16 protein-coding genes and 1 pseudogene are annotated in these 16,651 nt (G+C 34.4%); all 17 read right to left on the reverse strand.

The window, feature by feature from the left end; all coding sequences use genetic code 11:
• Positions 1-264 (reverse strand): NAD(P)-binding domain-containing protein (locus GZ63_RS0114210; RefSeq protein ID WP_029270686.1); only part of this gene is annotated, 264 nt, incomplete at its 3' end.
• A gap of 94 nt (positions 265-358) precedes the next feature.
• Positions 359-1,639, reverse strand: a complete 1,281-nt coding sequence (locus GZ63_RS0114215; protein ID WP_029270688.1) for a Glu/Leu/Phe/Val family dehydrogenase — start codon at positions 1,637-1,639, stop codon at positions 359-361.
• Between the two features lie 167 nt (positions 1,640-1,806).
• Positions 1,807-2,743 (reverse strand): annotated as a pseudogene (locus tag GZ63_RS16885) (D-alanine--D-alanine ligase family protein).
• Between the two features lie 103 nt (positions 2,744-2,846).
• Entirely contained in the window at positions 2,847-3,425 is a 579-nt protein-coding gene (locus tag GZ63_RS0114225) for a genetic competence negative regulator (protein WP_029270690.1), read from the reverse strand.
• Between the two features lie 477 nt (positions 3,426-3,902).
• A complete protein-coding gene (locus GZ63_RS0114230; RefSeq protein ID WP_029270692.1) occupies positions 3,903-4,217 on the reverse strand; it encodes a hypothetical protein in 315 nt (104 codons plus the stop codon).
• On the reverse strand, positions 4,210-4,794 hold the full coding sequence (locus GZ63_RS0114235) for a CPBP family intramembrane glutamic endopeptidase (RefSeq protein WP_029270694.1): 585 nt from the start codon (positions 4,792-4,794) through the stop codon (positions 4,210-4,212). Before GZ63_RS0114235 ends, GZ63_RS0114230 begins: the two co-directional genes overlap by 8 nt.
• Entirely contained in the window at positions 4,781-6,331 is a 1,551-nt protein-coding gene (locus tag GZ63_RS0114240; RefSeq protein WP_029270696.1) for a RecQ family ATP-dependent DNA helicase, read from the reverse strand. The genes GZ63_RS0114235 and GZ63_RS0114240 overlap by 14 nt, the downstream gene beginning before the upstream one ends.
• Positions 6,332-6,336: 5 nt before the next feature.
• Positions 6,337-7,401, reverse strand: a complete 1,065-nt coding sequence (locus tag GZ63_RS0114245) for a helix-turn-helix domain-containing protein (protein ID WP_029270698.1) — start codon at positions 7,399-7,401, stop codon at positions 6,337-6,339.
• Between the two features lie 104 nt (positions 7,402-7,505).
• Positions 7,506-9,287, reverse strand: a complete 1,782-nt coding sequence (locus GZ63_RS0114250; RefSeq protein ID WP_029270700.1) for an ATP-binding protein — start codon at positions 9,285-9,287, stop codon at positions 7,506-7,508.
• Complete coding sequence (locus GZ63_RS0114255) at positions 9,287-10,003, reverse strand: response regulator transcription factor (protein ID WP_029270702.1); 717 nt, start codon at positions 10,001-10,003, stop codon at positions 9,287-9,289. Before GZ63_RS0114255 ends, GZ63_RS0114250 begins: the two co-directional genes overlap by 1 nt.
• Positions 10,004-10,123: 120 nt before the next feature.
• Positions 10,124-11,299, reverse strand: coding sequence for a c-type cytochrome biogenesis protein CcsB (ccsB, locus tag GZ63_RS0114260; RefSeq protein ID WP_029270704.1), 1,176 nt, complete (start codon positions 11,297-11,299; stop codon positions 10,124-10,126).
• An 18-nt stretch (positions 11,300-11,317) separates the two neighbouring features.
• Positions 11,318-12,967, reverse strand: coding sequence for a cytochrome c biogenesis protein ResB (resB, locus tag GZ63_RS0114265; RefSeq protein ID WP_029270706.1), 1,650 nt, complete (start codon positions 12,965-12,967; stop codon positions 11,318-11,320).
• 27 nt (positions 12,968-12,994) lie between these two features.
• Entirely contained in the window at positions 12,995-13,570 is a 576-nt protein-coding gene (gene resA / locus GZ63_RS0114270) for a thiol-disulfide oxidoreductase ResA (RefSeq protein WP_029270708.1), read from the reverse strand.
• Between the two features lie 52 nt (positions 13,571-13,622).
• A complete protein-coding gene (locus tag GZ63_RS0114275; RefSeq protein WP_029270710.1) occupies positions 13,623-14,366 on the reverse strand; it encodes a pseudouridine synthase in 744 nt (247 codons plus the stop codon).
• A gap of 73 nt (positions 14,367-14,439) precedes the next feature.
• Complete coding sequence (locus GZ63_RS0114280) at positions 14,440-14,970, reverse strand: spore maturation protein (RefSeq protein WP_029270712.1); 531 nt, start codon at positions 14,968-14,970, stop codon at positions 14,440-14,442.
• Positions 14,971-14,973: 3 nt separating this feature from the next.
• Positions 14,974-15,558 carry a nucleoside recognition domain-containing protein gene (locus GZ63_RS0114285; RefSeq protein ID WP_029270714.1) on the reverse strand — a complete coding sequence of 195 codons (585 nt, stop codon included), beginning with the start codon at positions 15,556-15,558 and terminating at the stop codon, positions 14,974-14,976.
• A gap of 1 nt (position 15,559) precedes the next feature.
• On the reverse strand, positions 15,560-16,651 hold a 1,092-nt coding region (locus GZ63_RS0114290; RefSeq protein WP_318842391.1), incomplete at its 5' end, for a D-alanyl-D-alanine carboxypeptidase family protein.

Raw genomic sequence — 16,651 nt, forward strand, 5'->3', positions numbered from 1 at the left:
TTTTTTACGTTCCGCAACTGATCGATAATATGCTAATGCTTGATTTCTAACTGGTTTTTTTCTTTCTGTTATAAAAGGAACATTTCCAATTTCAAGTTTTTCGCTGGAGCTAAAAAACGTCTGGTGTGTTGGAAATCGATAAATAGTATTTACTACGTTGCCTTTTTCAATAATTAGTGGGTTTACACCTTGCTCTTGTAAGGCAATTGCACATGACATTCCGCAAGGTCCCCCACCAACTATAATGGCTTGCTCCTGATTCATTTTGTTCGCACTTCCTTTATTTTTTCAGATAAAATAAAAACTCTTATCTTACTATATATGATAAGAGTTTTTTCGTCATATGAAATGAATATTTTTATACCCAACCACGGAAACGTGAAGCTTCTGCTGTTTTCCGCACACCAATCATATATGCTGCTAAACGCATATCAATTTTTCTGGTTTGAGCGGTATTATAAATCGTGTTAAATGATTTTATCATTGTGTCATGCAATTTCTCATCAATTTCTTCTTCCGACCAATAATAGCCCTGATTATTTTGAACCCATTCAAAATAAGAAACAGTAACTCCGCCAGCAGATGCGATCACATCAGGTACTAATAAAATTCCTCTGTCAGTGAGAATTTGTGTAGCTTCCATTGTTGTAGGTCCGTTAGCAGCTTCAACAACAATGCTTGCTTTAATATTTTGAGCATTTTCTTCAGTAATTTGGTTTTCAACTGCCGCAGGTACCAAAATATCACAATCTAACTCGAGTAGCTCTTTATTGGTTATCGTATTATTAAATAATTTTGTTACCGTTCCAAAACTATCTCTTCTGTCTAATAAATAATCTATATCAAGACCATCCGGATCATGTAAAGCTCCATAAGCATCAGAGATACCTACCACTTTTGCACCAGCATCGTGCAAGAATTTAGATAGAAAGCTTCCAGCAGCACCAAAGCCTTGCACAACAACTTTAGCTCCTTTTAAGTCGAAGCCTCTTTTTTTGGTTGCCTCTTTAATACAAATAGTAACACCTTTGGCAGTAGCAGTTTCTCTTCCGTGTGATCCTCCAAGTACAATTGGTTTACCAGTAATAAATCCAGGATTATTGAATTCATCAATCCGACTATATTCATCCATCATCCATGCCATAATTTGTGAGTTTGTCATTACATCTGGAGCTGGAATATCCTTGGTTGGACCAACAACTTGACTAATTGCTCGAACATAACCTCGGCTAAGCCCTTCTAATTCACGAAATGACATTTCTCGGGGATCACAGATAATACCACCTTTACCTCCGCCATACGGTAGGTTTACAATACCTGCTTTTAAAGTCATCCAGATCGACAATGCTTTTACTTCTCTTTCAGTTACGTTTGGATGAAACCGAACGCCACCTTTGGTAGGACCTACTGCATCATTATGTTGTGCGCGATATCCTGTAAAGACTTTGATTGATCCATCGTCCATTCTTACTGGAATTCTTACTGTAATCATTCGTATTGGATCTTTAAATAATTCATAAACCTCATCAGGGTAACCAAGCTTCTCTAATGCTGTTTTTATAACAGTGCGCGTAGAATCCAATACATCTGTATTATTATTTTCCTGTCTGGTAGAATCGGTTGGTCTATCGGCTACCATGTATTTACCTCCTAGAAATTCTATTGAAAATTTTATAATCGCTATACTCAGAGTTTAGTATACACCTTCATAATAAATATGCAATTAAATAAAGCTATTTTATTTAATTATCAAAACTCATTATTTTAAGAAATTTCCTTTTCCTTATAAATGGACGATCATGTCTTTTATTGATCCTCTACAACTGATAGTTTAACAAAGGTATCAATCATCGCTTCGTAGCTCATTCCGTTAGCTTTTGCTGCGTCGGGAAATAAACTGGTTGGAGTCATCCCGGGCAAGGTATTTACCTCAAGTATAATTGGCACATTATTTTCTGTAAGTATAAAATCCACTCTAGAGTATGTCTTACAGCCTAATACTTGATGAGCTAATATTGCATAATTTTGTATTTTCTCTGTAGTTTTTTTATCAATTTGTGCCGGAATAATATGTTCACTCCCACCCGGTGAATATTTCGACTCGTAGTCATAGAGATCATTTTTAGGAATAATCTCTATAACAGGTAATGCTTTTTCTTTATCTGTGTACCCTAAAACAGGTACAGTTAATTCTTTTCCTTTAATAAATTCTTCAACGAGTATAGATTTGTCACTAGCCGCTGCATTATCAATTGCATTCTTTACTTGCTCTTCATCTTCTATAATAGTTAATCCAAGTGTTGATCCTTCTCTATTTGGCTTTATAACAAAAGGTGTTGTAAATGTGGCATTTATTGTTTTGGCTAATTCTTCTTTATCTGTATTTTCTGTTATACTAAAAACACTGCTTTTTGCAGTTGGTATTTGGTGCATATCGAATATTTGCTTAGCTTTTGCTTTATCCATTGCTAGAGCTGAAGCCAGAACACCTGAGCCAACGTAAGGAATATTTAGCATATCTAATAACCCTTGTATACGGCCATCTTCACCAAATTTTCCGTGAAGCCCAATAAATACTAAATCCACGTCTAGATCAATAAGTTCATGCATCTTATCAGGATGGAAATCGATCCCGATAACTTCATGTTTATTTTTTTTTTAGTGCTTCTATAATTCCTTTTCCTGATGATAAAGAAACTTCTCTTTCTCCGGAAATTCCCCCGTAAAGTACAGCTATTTTCAAAATGTACACTCCTAACTGGCTAATTCAATATAAACTTCAACTTTCATATTTTATCATAGCACGTTATGAAATAAGGTACTATCATTTTTTCGTATATCCCATCTCAGTAAAAAGTATTCATTATTTCTTTGACAGCATTGGATGAGAATATTATTTTTGCGTATTCTTTTAATCGATAGGAAGTAACAATGCTTGGGGATGCAAACTCAGACAAAACCGCAATTATATTTTCTTTATTTACATCTTGTAAGTTATCATCGTGTAACAGCATGTAATAACGTTTATTCATAAAGTATACTTGGCCACCTTTGATCGATAAGGCAGATAAATATGATGAAACTTGGATGATATCTTCAAACTCCTCAAAAGAAAAGATTAGCTCTTTACTTTCATCTAAAGTCACTTTCATTTCAATAAAATCCTCATCCCAATCTATATTTTCATACTTTTGTGTAACAATCACATGCATTCCTTGCGCTTGCATCAAGTGAACTTGTACAAGCAACATGCCTTCTAATTCAAAATCCAATTCAAAACTCGCCTCGTACATCATATCACTAAACAAATTTTGGACACTTGATGCGTCATGCCATAAATCTTCTTTCGTAAAGCCACGTTCAACTAAATCATCAAAAGTTAAAAAGATTGTAAATTGACTTTCCGATACTCGCTCAATTCGCATGTAGCATCCCCCTTTTTATATCCATTTTCAAGATACTTAATATTAACGAAATAAATAGGTCTCAATAGTATACTATATGCTTTCCATATAATTGTTGAACTCAATAAACAGCTTTTTCCTCATTATTTAAATTGAGATTACAGTTTTATTAGCAAAATCCTCTCATAAATACCATAGCCATGCACTTTGAAAGGATTATCCAAGATTTTAGGAACAGCGGTATTTTTAATTATCCAGAGGTTTAATAACCCATTGTATCATGATGTGCATAAAAAGCCATAAAAAATAAAAAGGAAAATTAAAGCCTAGTTGATGATGAATCTTTAAGAAGCAAAAGCGTATCCAAAGCAAGCAATTCGGGTATCAGTTTGTCATCTCATGCAAATTACATGAGATGATTTTTCATTAGCTTGTATTTTTATAGGATTTATTTAGTCTCTATGTGCTGTAAATCATCCTAGGCTAGTTTTTATTAAATCAAAATATCGTTATTAAAACATCTTCTCTCCATAAAAAATATGCACTTAGTGTTATAATTAACAGAAGTATAATAACTGCTATCAGGCGTCCGAATGGTTTTCTTAGTTTCACATGTGTCCATTGAGTTTGGTTATGTACTTCTTTTCTAGGTGGTAAATTTAGCACATCTATTTTTTTGAATTCCTCAGGTTCATTTATCTCCGGAAGGGGTTGTTCGTGTTCATCCTGTTTTTCCTCATGCTGAATTTCATTTACAAGTTTTTTTAAATCTGTTTCCTGATCTCCATCTTTTTCAGTAGACTGACTATTCATTCATAGCACCTCGCTTTTGCATCCGAATTATGATTCCTAGAAGAAAATCAACAATGAAATGAGTGGTAATTGTAACAAACAAATTTTCAGTAAGCATAAATATATATCCGATTAAAAAGCTGATGACAAGGACTGAAATAAGCAGAACGGGTTTCTTTAAATAGCGGAGGTGGACAAGTGCAAACAGAATGCTTGCAAAAAGATATCCAAATGTTGTTTGGATTACGCCCCTAAATAATAGTTCTTCTGAAATCGCAATGAGTAATGTAATTAAAAAAATTTCTTTAATAGAAAGGTTTTTAAATATTCGCTCGTTAATTCCCCCATCATCATAATAGCGTTTTGGAAAAATGTACATCAAAATAAGATCAATAAAAACGATAGCGATTCCTGGAAAAACACCAAATTGTAATATCTCCTTTGGAAGCCACCGGAAATATTGTACCCAGTCGACGAGAGTAGAAAAAAGAAAAAAACTTAAAATAAGACTAAGTACAATAAGGAACAGCTGTGATAAAATTAACTGTTTTTTTAATTCATCATCCGTTAGTTGTTTAATTAATTCAGTCTGTTTCATTATCTACTCCAATTAAAAATAGTTCTTTTAATTTTTCTTCCCATGATGCCGGTGGTTTTTTCGAAACGATGGTTTGTTCCGGCTTCCACTCTGAAAGCTTAAACCCACAGTTACTGCAACACGCAAATGCAGGCTCTGTATATGTATCTTGAAAACTTTTATATAAATGTTTACGGAGACAATCGTCTTTTTGCATCCATTGAATCATTTCACTTATCTTTTTTTCTTTAAATGAAAGACGTTTAATTCTAAGTTGATTGATTTTGTGATAAGCCTGAATCCAATGTCCTTTTTCATATATAATCGTATTATTTTTAATCATACCATGCTTTTCAAATTGAAAATACAAAAAACGGGTTTGAATTTCATTTATTTGTAAGACATGTTCAAGGTGTTGTTCCGTTATTGGGTACTGGTATCCGTCTTTATATATTTCAGCTAATTGTGTGAACACTTCCCTCAGTTCCGCTTCAGTGGGGAGTTCTTTTTGAATTAAATTAGCTGGTATATAATAATCTTTTTTAGAGAAGAGCAATAGACTGAGACTAGCATTACCATCCCTGCCAGCCCTTCCTATTTCTTGTATATATGACTCAATTTGTGAAGGAAAGTGGTAATGAATAACCAATCGAATATTTTTTTTATTTATTCCCATGCCAAAAGCGTTTGTGCAGCAAATTAAATCTAGTTGATCATTCATAAATTGCTGCTGTATGGAAATGCGTTCACTTTGATCCATACCTCCATGATAAAATGCTATTCTTAGCTGTGGAAGTTTTCTGGCAATTTCCTTTGCTACAATTTCCGTAGATTGTCTGCTTGAAAAATAAATCAGTGTAGGAACTCGGTGATTAGACAGAAAATGGATAATTCGTTTTTGCTTGTCCTTTTCATTTGAAACTTCTCGTACACAAAAAGTAATATTTTCTCGGTCCATCGGATAAATATGTTTAATCATATTTGGCCGGTTTAATGCCCCAATGATGTCTGATTGCACGTTTTCTGTTGCTGTAGCACTTAATGCTAATATTGGTGGTTCGTTTAATGCATTAGCAATGGAATGAAGTTTTAGATAGTTCGGTCTGAATTCATGCCCCCATTGAGAAATACAATGTGCTTCATCAATTACAAACAGGCTGACTTCGATTTGACTTAGACGAGTTAATAATTCATTGTTCTGAAGAAGTTCAGGAGAAACGTAAATTAATTTATAGCTATTTAATTTGTTAAATACTTGTTCTCTTTCTTCATACTCCATAAAACTGTTAAGAGCTACAACTTCTTTAAATTGCATTGCTTTTAATTGTTTTACTTGATCAATCATTAGTGATATTAAGGGCGATACAACAATTGTTGTACCATTAAGTAGTTTTGCAGGCAGCTGATAGCATAATGATTTCCCAGAACCAGTTGGCAGCACTCCGAGGACATCTTTCCCTTTCATAATATCAAGAATGATTTCTTTCTGACCTGTTCTAAAATAGGAATAATTAAAATGCTTTTTTAGATTTGCTTTTAAAAAATTTTGTTGTTTCATTGGTTTCACCTATTTAAGCGTGTTTTAATTTGCGCTAACGTAAGACGGATTTGAAAATAACTAATATCATCATTTACTTTTTCTTTGATATGTTTTAACTTCAATGAATTTGTTTGTTTTATTGCATTTAAAATTTCTTCGAACGTGTTTTTCTCCACATAATATTCAATAGGAAAATGATTATCATTTAAAGCAATTTCAACAATATGGTCACAAATGGTATTTTCTTTCAGACGTCTTCGTTTGGCGATCTGTTCTATTGAAAACTTTTCCTTGTTAAGAAGATGATAGGTTTTTTGAGCAGATTTAGTCATGAAATGATTATCTTTTATATGATTTGCAATAAAAGCCATCCATGGATAACGTGCATGCTCTTTTGTAATGACGTTTAATATATAATGTATCATACTAGTAAGTAGCAGCTGAATATCAATTGCATCCATTTTATACATCATGGCTAATTGCTGAATACTCATTCCGTATGTTTTAAATCCGGTCAATTTATTAACAAATAAAGATGCTTCCTTATCTGAAAAATGGACTAGTAAAGAGTGTAATTCTTCGTGTAATTTAGAAAGCACCTTATTTTCATTTGGCTTGATTTGTTTGTATGCTTCTCTAACCCAGTTTTCAACTGATCTGTTATCGATAACTGGGATAAAGTGGAGGTGGTGCATTTTACTGTTTGTTAGGGTTTGGATAAGTAATAATAAACGTTGATAAAAAATCTTGCCTGATTCATAATATTTTAGTCCTTGAAAGCGATTCATAGGCAGATTTCCTTTATTATTTTCAATCCATTTTTTTGCTTTATCAGTTGGTTTGTATATGTTTTTTGTACTCGATTTGGGGATTAATAAATCTTGATGATGCAGTTCCTTAATTTTCCTGTCGAAGGTCTGTTTCGTTAACTGTTGATGGATACCATACAAATGATCAAGATGATAAATGTGTGTGTCTTGGACTGTCTGTATGGATCTTTTCCCCTTTAACAAATGAAATATTGCAGCGGTTGAACGTTCATCGTTTATATGTAAACAGCATTTTAGAACAATCCCAGAAAATAACAATCAATCACCTACTTTTATAGCACATCATGTAAATAATCTGATACAAAATACCAACTATAAAGAAACGTTGGTATTTTAGTATGCATAAATCTTATAAAATTTGATTACACTGGATAATCGTGTTCACTATTTTTAGGTATTTCAAAATGAAAAGTAGTCCCTTTCTCTAATTTACTTTTAACAGAAATGAATCCATGATGTGTATCAATGATGTTTTTGGCTATCGCAAGCCCAAGACCTGTTCCTTTTTTCTTCGCGTTCCGTTCACGGGATTTATCCGCCTTATAAAACCGTTCAAATACAAATGGAATATCTTCTTCTGGAATTCCACTGCCCTCGTCCTTTATTGAAACTGCTAATTTTTCCGAATTATTTTCAATAGATACATGAACAACGCCATGTTCATCTGAATGTCTTATCGCATTATCAATTAAATTGGTAAAAACTTGCTCTATTCTATCTTGATCAATAAATGCAATGGGTTCATCAATCTTTTTTGTCAGTTCTATGTCAACTTCATTGTCACTTGCAATGCCATTGAACTTTTTTAAAATTTTGCTGACAAAGCGCTCAATTTCAACAGGTTCGATGCTTAATTGAATATGTCCTGCTTCCATTCGAGCAATATCCAATAATTCATTCACGAGTCGTCCCATTCTTAATGACTCTTCGTGAATAATTTTAGCTAACTCATTCTTTTCTTCTCTACTTTCTGCAATATTATCGACTATCGCTTCACTATATCCCTGCATTAAAGAAATAGGCGTTCGTAATTCATGGGATACGTTAGCTATAAAGTCTTTACGTAATTTGTCAAGACGTCTTTCCTCTGTCATATCGCGTATGACTGCAACAGCGCCACGCACATAAGATTGATCATATAAAGGTGTCATTATCATCACCCAGTTGCGCCCCTGTATATTTATTTCTTGCAAGACTTCTCTTTCCCCTTGAATAACCTTTTGTAAGATTTTATCTAATTCGTTTGGCAGTTGTTTTTTATTACCTTCATCTTGTATATTATTTTCAAAATTCCAATCATCCATAAATCTTTTAGCCGGTGGATTGGTTACAATCATTTCACCGTTTCTATTTAATGTAATTACACCATCTGCCATAGACCTAACGATGCTTGACAATTGTTCTTTTTCTTGTCTTAGTGCATTAATATGAAATTTTAACTGTCTACCCATTCGATTAAATACCATGGCTAATTCGCCAATTTCATCATGAGTTAAGATAGGTACTTTTGTATTAAATTCACCTCTGGTTAAATCAAATGCAGCTTCTCTCATTTTGATGAGCGGGGACGTTATTCGGGTCGACAAGAAAAAAGCAAAAATAATCGTCAAAATAACAGCAATACCTGCTCCTAAATAAATAATTTTCGTTGTATCAGATTTTGTTTGATTAACTAAGGCCAGTGATTGGTATACAAAAATAGCTTTCCCCTTGTTTTGAATAGGTGCTCCTACCAGCAGTGCTTCTGTTTTATTGTCTGGCATCATAATTTGTTTTTGTATTTTTTTATTGGTTTTTAAAACACTGCTCAGTTCATCGTCATTTAAAATCCAATCATCATCTAATTTTGTAAGCTCATCATCCTCACTGCCTGATGTCCAAATATTGTCATCATCATAAACAATTACAACTCTACTTGCGGGATCTTTAATGAATCCGGTCATTTGTTCTATTAACGCTTTATCCTCATGTTCTTCTACAATTTTAGAAGTTTTGACTGCCGTTTCCAGCATTTCTTTTTCTGCCTCTTGAATATGAAAGTTTTCAAAAAACTCTTGCAGTAAAATAGTTAATATAAATAATACAAAACAAACTAGCAATAAAATCGTTATTGCTAGTTTTCCAACTACACTACGCCAAAACATTATACATCATCTACCTCAAATTTATATCCAACGCCCCAAACAGTAACGATCATTTTTGATGCCTCTTTAGAAACTTTACTTAACTTCTCACGCAGCCTTTTAACGTGTGTATCTACTGTTCTCAGGTCACCGAAAAATTCGTATTCCCAAACTTCCTTTAGTAACTCCTCACGTTTAAATACTTTGTCAGGGGATTGTGCTAAAAAGCAAAGTAATTCATATTCCTTCGGTGTTAAATTAACTTCCATATCATCTGCTGTAACACGGTATGCATCATAATCTATCGTTAAATGGGGAAAAACAATAACATTTTTCGTTGAGGTTTCTGTCTCATTAAAATTTGCTGATCCAGTTCTACGCAGTAGAGCTTTCACTCGTAAAACGACTTCTCTTGGACTAAAAGGTTTAACAATATAGTCGTCAGCGCCCACTTCAAACCCCTGAACACGATTTGATTCTTCCCCTTTTGCAGTCAGCATAATCACAGGTGTTGTTTTTTCCTTTCTTAACTCTTGGCAAACCTCAATCCCATCTATTTCAGGCATCATTATATCGAGTAATATAACATCATAGTGATTGTTTAAAGCTAAGTTAAGTGCTTCTTGCCCATTTTCTGCCTCTTCGATTATATAATCGTCCCGTTCCAAATACATACGTACTAATCTTCGGATTCTTTCTTCGTCATCCACAACCAAAACTTTTGCATTTGCTTCCATGTCAAGGCCTCCCTCGATTGAACTCTACATTAAAGTATATATGAATTTCACAAAAATGTATAAGGAAAAACACGGTATCCATGCCGTCTAATAGATACCGTGTTTTCTAGCTGACTATTTTTATGCGTAAGAATGTAACCCAGCTAAAATTAAATTAACAGCGATAATGTTAAACATAATAATCGCGAAGCCTCCAACCGTTAGCCAAGCTGATTTTTTCCCGTGCCATCCGCGTGACAATCTTAAATGTAAAAATGCTGCATAGAAGAACCATGTAACAAGTGCCCAAACTTCCTTAGGGTCCCAACCCCAGAATCTATCCCAAGCTATTTGAGCCCATATCGCAGCAAAGATTAGTCCGCCTAATGTGAATACTGGAAATCCAATAGCTACAGCACGATATGATATTTCATCCAATAAATCGGGTTTTGCCTTTTTAAGAAATGGTTGAACAACTGCACCGAATCTCTTTCTAAAGATTAATCTTATTAAACCATAAATGATTGAACCCGAGAAAAACGACCAAATAACCGTGTTGAGTTTTTTTGCATCGACCCAAGACGGGGATTCGAACCAAGGTTGCATTGCCCCTTCAGATAGTAAATTTCCTTCATTTGGTCCAGTGATTGCTGGTAAACGATATTCTACTGTTAACACATTATTATCGGATGGATACTCAAATTCGGCATGATAATCCGTGATACTGAATGCAGTAGTAATAACAATGTAACCAATAAATAAAAATAGTGTGTATATGACAATTTCAAGCCAAATTGAATTTGCATTTCGTACAGATTGGTCAACTTCTCTAATTAAATAAATTAACCCAGCTACAAAACTTATTCCTAAAATACCTATCCCTAATGCAACAGTTGTCACGTGAATATATAACCAGTGACTTTGCAGGGACGGTACCAACGGTGCGATGTCTGTTGGAAACATACTGGCATAGGCAATGAGTAACATTGCTACAGGCAGTGCGAATAATCCTAAAATCGACAATCTGTAGATGAAATAAATGATGATAAACGCTAACACCATTGTCATTCCAAACGATGTTACAAACTCGAATTGGTTACTGACAGGCGCATGTCCACTAGCGATCCAGCGTGCAATAAAATAACCCATTTGCGCCAGAAACCCAATGATGGTTAAAGTTATACCTATTGTGCCAGCTATTCCTTTTTTATGCTCTTTATTTTTATCCTTAATTGTAGCGCCAAAGAAAAAAGTAGCAATTAAATAGATAATAAAGGCAGTGTATAACATAAAACTACTTATACTAATCCAATCCATATGAATCCTCCTTCTTCATCAATCTTCTAATTCTTGCTGATCAACAACCATATTAATTTCAGTATCAGAAATAACTTTTTCTATATCTTTTTTAATGCCAAACCAATTTTTATTTGTATGTGCGGCTAAAAGAAGACCATCTCCTTTTGGATGTATCCAAATTCTGCGATGGTACCAATACATCCCTTGGATAACACCAATCATAAAAATTGCTGCTCCGACGATGAATAAAGGCAGAGTATAATCTCGACGCACCGTTAAGCCACTGACATCTCGCATCTCGAAATCTTCAATACCAATCTTATACTTGTTTTCCCCTTGGGATTCAATGTTTTTCCCGATACCAATAAAGCTTAATTCACGTTCTTCGCTTCCTGGAGGATAAACCCATAGCACAAATGCTGGATTTCTTGGATATTTGGATTCTGATCGAGGTTCACCATTATCCAAATAATAATCTGGATAGTAATTTTCAACTTTTACACGGAAACCATTATCTAGCTTATATTCACGCTCGGGTGACATTAAATCGATTGTAAATGTGCCGAGTGCTTTTTCCTCTGGATCGTTTTTTTCATGTACGTTAAATGACATCGTTTTAAATTCATTTAATTGATATCCAGCTTGGTATAATGTGAAACCTGAAAATTTTAACGGATTATTCACCGTGATATTATCTTCAATAATTTTTTTAAGTTCTGGTTCTGCCCCTGTAACAGCTGATTTTTCAGCCTGATAGATAACAACGTCTGATTCATAATTTTCTGCTATTGGTTCGCCTTCTTTTTTGATGGCCTCTTTAAAGCGTTCGTTTTCAACGTCATCTATATCATACGTATCCAGGGTGAATGCTTTATTTTTAATGTAAAACTCTCCGTCTGTTCCAGGAATTACCTTCTCTTCGCCTTCTCGTACCCATACATACTCATCCAAATATAAGAAAGGAGTGAAACGTAGTAAAGCAGCTAGTAAGATGATGATTAATCCGATATGGTTAACATAAGGTCCCCACCGAGAGAACCTCCCTTTTTCAGCCAATATATGGCCGTTTTCATTTTGAATATTATACCGTTGCTTTTTTAGTGCTTCGACAACTTTTTGCTTCTCTTCTTCAGAAACTTGCTTTGTTTCACTAAATAGACGTTGTCTGCTAAGAAATGTTTCATGACGTTTCGCTTTTTGCTTTTTTAATGCTTTGTATAATGGGACAAAACGATCAAGACTGCAAATTACTAGTGATATCCCAATTAAAGCGATTAAAATCATGTACCACCATGAGCTAAATAGGTTATGAAAGCCTAACTGATAGTATATTTTACCGAAAATTCCGTATTCAGCTTCATAAAAAATAGCGGGATCACGTGATGGAGCTTCTGCAGGTATGTACATTTCTTGTGGAAAAATTGTTCCTATAGCAGAAGCAATTAAAGTTATCACAATCAGCCATATTCCCACTTTTACTGAAGAGAAAAAACTCCAAATTTTATCAACTATTGATCTGTTATAGGTTAGCGAACGTCTGGCGGTTCCGTCATATCGCATGTTCAATAACTTTCGTTTGTCATTACCTTCGATATGCTGGTTTTCTTCGATTGGCTTCCCGCATGCCTCGCAAAGAACTGTACCCTCAGGATTGATATGTCCGCACTCGCATTTTATTTTCTTCATTCAAATCCCTCACTGTTGATATTCCGATTACTTCTTGGGCAAAATTTCCTGAAAATGATCTTCTAACTTATCTAACGTTAAAGCCCCGTTCACAACTTCTTCAATTTCTCCGTCTGGATTTATAAAAAAAGTGCTTGGAATTGGACCGACATCATATAAATCCATTACCTCACTATTTGCATCGTGTGGAGTCGGAAAAGTAAGATCATACTTGTCAATAAAACGATTAATCACTAATTCATTTGCATCTAGACTTACTGCTACAATTTCTATCCCTTTGTCTTTATATTCAGGATACAATTTTTCCATGAACGGCATTTCCGCTTCACAAGGTTTACAGTATGTTGCCCAAAAATTAAGCATTACTCCTTTTCCTTCTAAATCACTGAGTTGAATTGATTCTAGTTCATTATTTTTATTAACTTGTTGTAATTTAAAGTCTGGAGCTTTATCTCCTGCTTCATAGCTTGTTTTGTCTTTATTAAAATTAGAAACTAAAGCAAATACAACTGCAGATAATAATAATAATAGAATAATCGATCTAAAAACTAAACGTCTTCTTTTTTTATTCTTTTTATTTGCCTTTCTCTGTTCTAGACTCATATGGATATCACTCCCAAACTAGTATAACATTTTGACAAGCAATAAAATTTGTCTAATGTTTAACAATTTTATGTGCAACTAATCGCATTTGTTTTATTTCATGAGGTGTCAACATTCGATAGTCACCAGGTTGCAGACCACGTAAGGTAAGCGTCCCATACTTTTCACGCTTTAACTTCGTTACAGGATACCCAAGCTGTTCCATCATACGCCGGATATGTCTATTTTTGCCCTCATGTAAAGTGATTTCCAAAATGCATGTTTTATTTTTCTTATCCTGCGACATAATTTTATAATCGACGGCTTTTAAAAGGTCGCCATCGGCTTTAATCCCTTGTTTAAGTTTCGATAGTTCCGCCTTACTAGGCATTCCCTTTATTTTAGCTATATACACTTTGTCTATTTCATATTTTGGATGCATTAACAGATTGGCAAAATCTCCATCGTTCGTTAATAATAATATGCCGGATGTATCATAATCAAGTCGTCCAATTGGGAAAATTCGTTCGGGAATATCCATTAAAAAATCTGTAACTATTTTTCGGCCTTTGTCATCGTGTAGGCTTGTTATAACCCCTCTAGGTTTGTATAACAAATAATAAGATGGCGCTTCTTTTTCCAGAGGACACCCATTTACTTCAACTTTATCGTTAACGGAAACCTTAGTTCCTAACTTTGTCACTACTTTGCCGTTCACTTTGACTTTGCCATCTACTATAAGCTGCTCTGCTTTTCTTCTTGAAGTAACACCGCTTTGTGCGATTACTTTTTGTAGTCTTTCTTCTGGTCCCTTCATTTATATCACCATGCTTTTTATAATTTGTAACATAAGAATAGCGTTAAACGTAAGTTAACGCTACTAAAAAGCTTTATCCGAAAATAATTGTAACAATTACGATCGACGCAAGTATACCAATTAAATCTGCCAGAAGTCCAACTTTTAAAGCATATCCCATCTTTTTAATCCCAACAGCGCCAAAGTATATGGTCAAAATATATAGTGTGGTGTCTGTACTACCTTGCATTGTGGATGCTAATTTACCAATAAATGAGTCAGGTCCATGATTGTCTATTATTTCAGTAGTCATGCCTAAAGCTGCGGTACCTGATATTGGCCTTACGATTGCGAGTGGGATAATCTCTGGTGGTATTCCAACAAATAAAAGGATAGGTGAGATAAGGTTAATAAATGCTTCTAAAGCACCTGAACTTCTTAAAATCGATATAGCAACGATCATTCCTACTAAAAAGGGGAGTAAAGAAAAGGCCATTTTTACACCTTCCTTTCCTCCCTCTACGAATAATTCATACGTGGGAAGCCGTTTCCACGTAGCCACAATGAGAACGAATAAGATAAAACATGGTATTAACCATGTACTTACACTTGTAATTATTCCCATGCTTTACTTCCTCCATACACTTCTATAGTAAAGAAATCGATCAATCATAATCGCACTTATTGTAGAAATGAAAGTTGTTATTATCGTTGTCCCAACAATTTCAGTTGGAGATGCAGAATTATATTGCATTCTAATTGCTATAACTGTAGTCGGTATTATGGTTAACCCCGATGTGTTTAATGCTAAAAAAGTGATCATAGATCTAGAAGCTTTATCGGATCCACTTAGTTTTTTCATTTGTTCCATTGCTTTTATGCCCATTGGCGTTGCAGCATTTCCTAAACCGAATAGATTTGCAGTTATATTCGAGAGAATGTATCCAATTGCAGGGTGATCTGCAGGTATCTCCGGAAATAACTTGATAATTAATGGTCTAAATATCTTTGCAAGCATTGATAATATTCCTGCCTTCTCTGCAATTTTCATTATACCGAGCCAAAATACAAGAATACTGATCAAACCGATAGACAATGTTACGGCTTCGTCAGCACTTTCAAACAGTGTTTTATTTACTTGTTCCATCGTTCCATTTACCATTGCGTAAACAATCCCTATAACAGCCATCAAAGACCAAATTATGTTAACCATCCTACCTCCACCTACTTATTTGTTTAAATACATAAAAGACATCTTTAAGGAAATTGTCAGATTCAGGATTTCTTTCAGAAAAAACGGGTACGGTCACAATTGGCTTTGAATCAAGAATAAAAGTAGTTTCTCCTATTTTATCTGCATCTTCTTGGAGTAGTACTGATCTACTTTTAATATTTTCTATTTCCCCTTTAGCAAGTGGAACCTGTACATTGTCGTGTAAAAAACCTGTAACGTTTTTATTTTCTCCACTTATCTGTGTCTTTCCTTTTTCTTTAATGGATGTTAAATCAAAATTATCAAAGCCCCATTCATACATTTCCATATGATCCCTCCAGTCATCTGGTGCATTAAGTGTGACTGCAATGAGATTCATTTTATTTTTATTCGCAGAGGTTAACAATGTTCTTCCTGCCTTTTTAGTAAATCCAGTTTTTCCCCCGGTACAATAATCATAATATTGTGTCAGTAATTTATTTTTATTTTGCCATGCGTATGACCTCGTTTTTGCCTGATAGGTAGTAGTGCCGGTTATTTCTTTAAAATAGTCGTTCTCCATTGCATAACGCATTAATAAAGCCATGTCATAAGCAGTTGAATAATGATTGTCTGATTCTAACCCATGTGGATTATCAAAATGAGTATTGTTCATGCCTATCCATTTTGCTTTTTCATTCATTAAATAAACAAATCCTTCCACACTACCTCCTATGTGTTCACTAATAGCAACGGCAGCATCATTTCCAGATCTAAGCATCAATCCGTAGACAAGATCCTCAACGGTCATTTTCTCTCCTTGCTCTAGGTATATAGATGAACCTTCTGTATAGATTGCTCGTCTACTCGTGGTTGCCTTTTCATCCATTTTCCTGGACTCAATTGCAATAATAGCTGTCATCACTTTGGTTATACTCGCAATGGATTGTTTTTCGTTTGCTTTTTTTTCAAAAAGCACCCTTCCAGAGGACTGTTCCATTAAAATAGCATTATTAGCAGAAACATTTGGTTTTGAAGATGCATGTCCAATCAGTGGGTTAATTAACGCTAATAGGAGTACTGAAAGCACTGATAAAATATAACGCATAGATAT

The organism is Virgibacillus alimentarius (assembly GCF_000709085.1).
Lineage (GTDB): Bacteria > Bacillota > Bacilli > Bacillales > Amphibacillaceae > Virgibacillus_B > Virgibacillus_B alimentarius.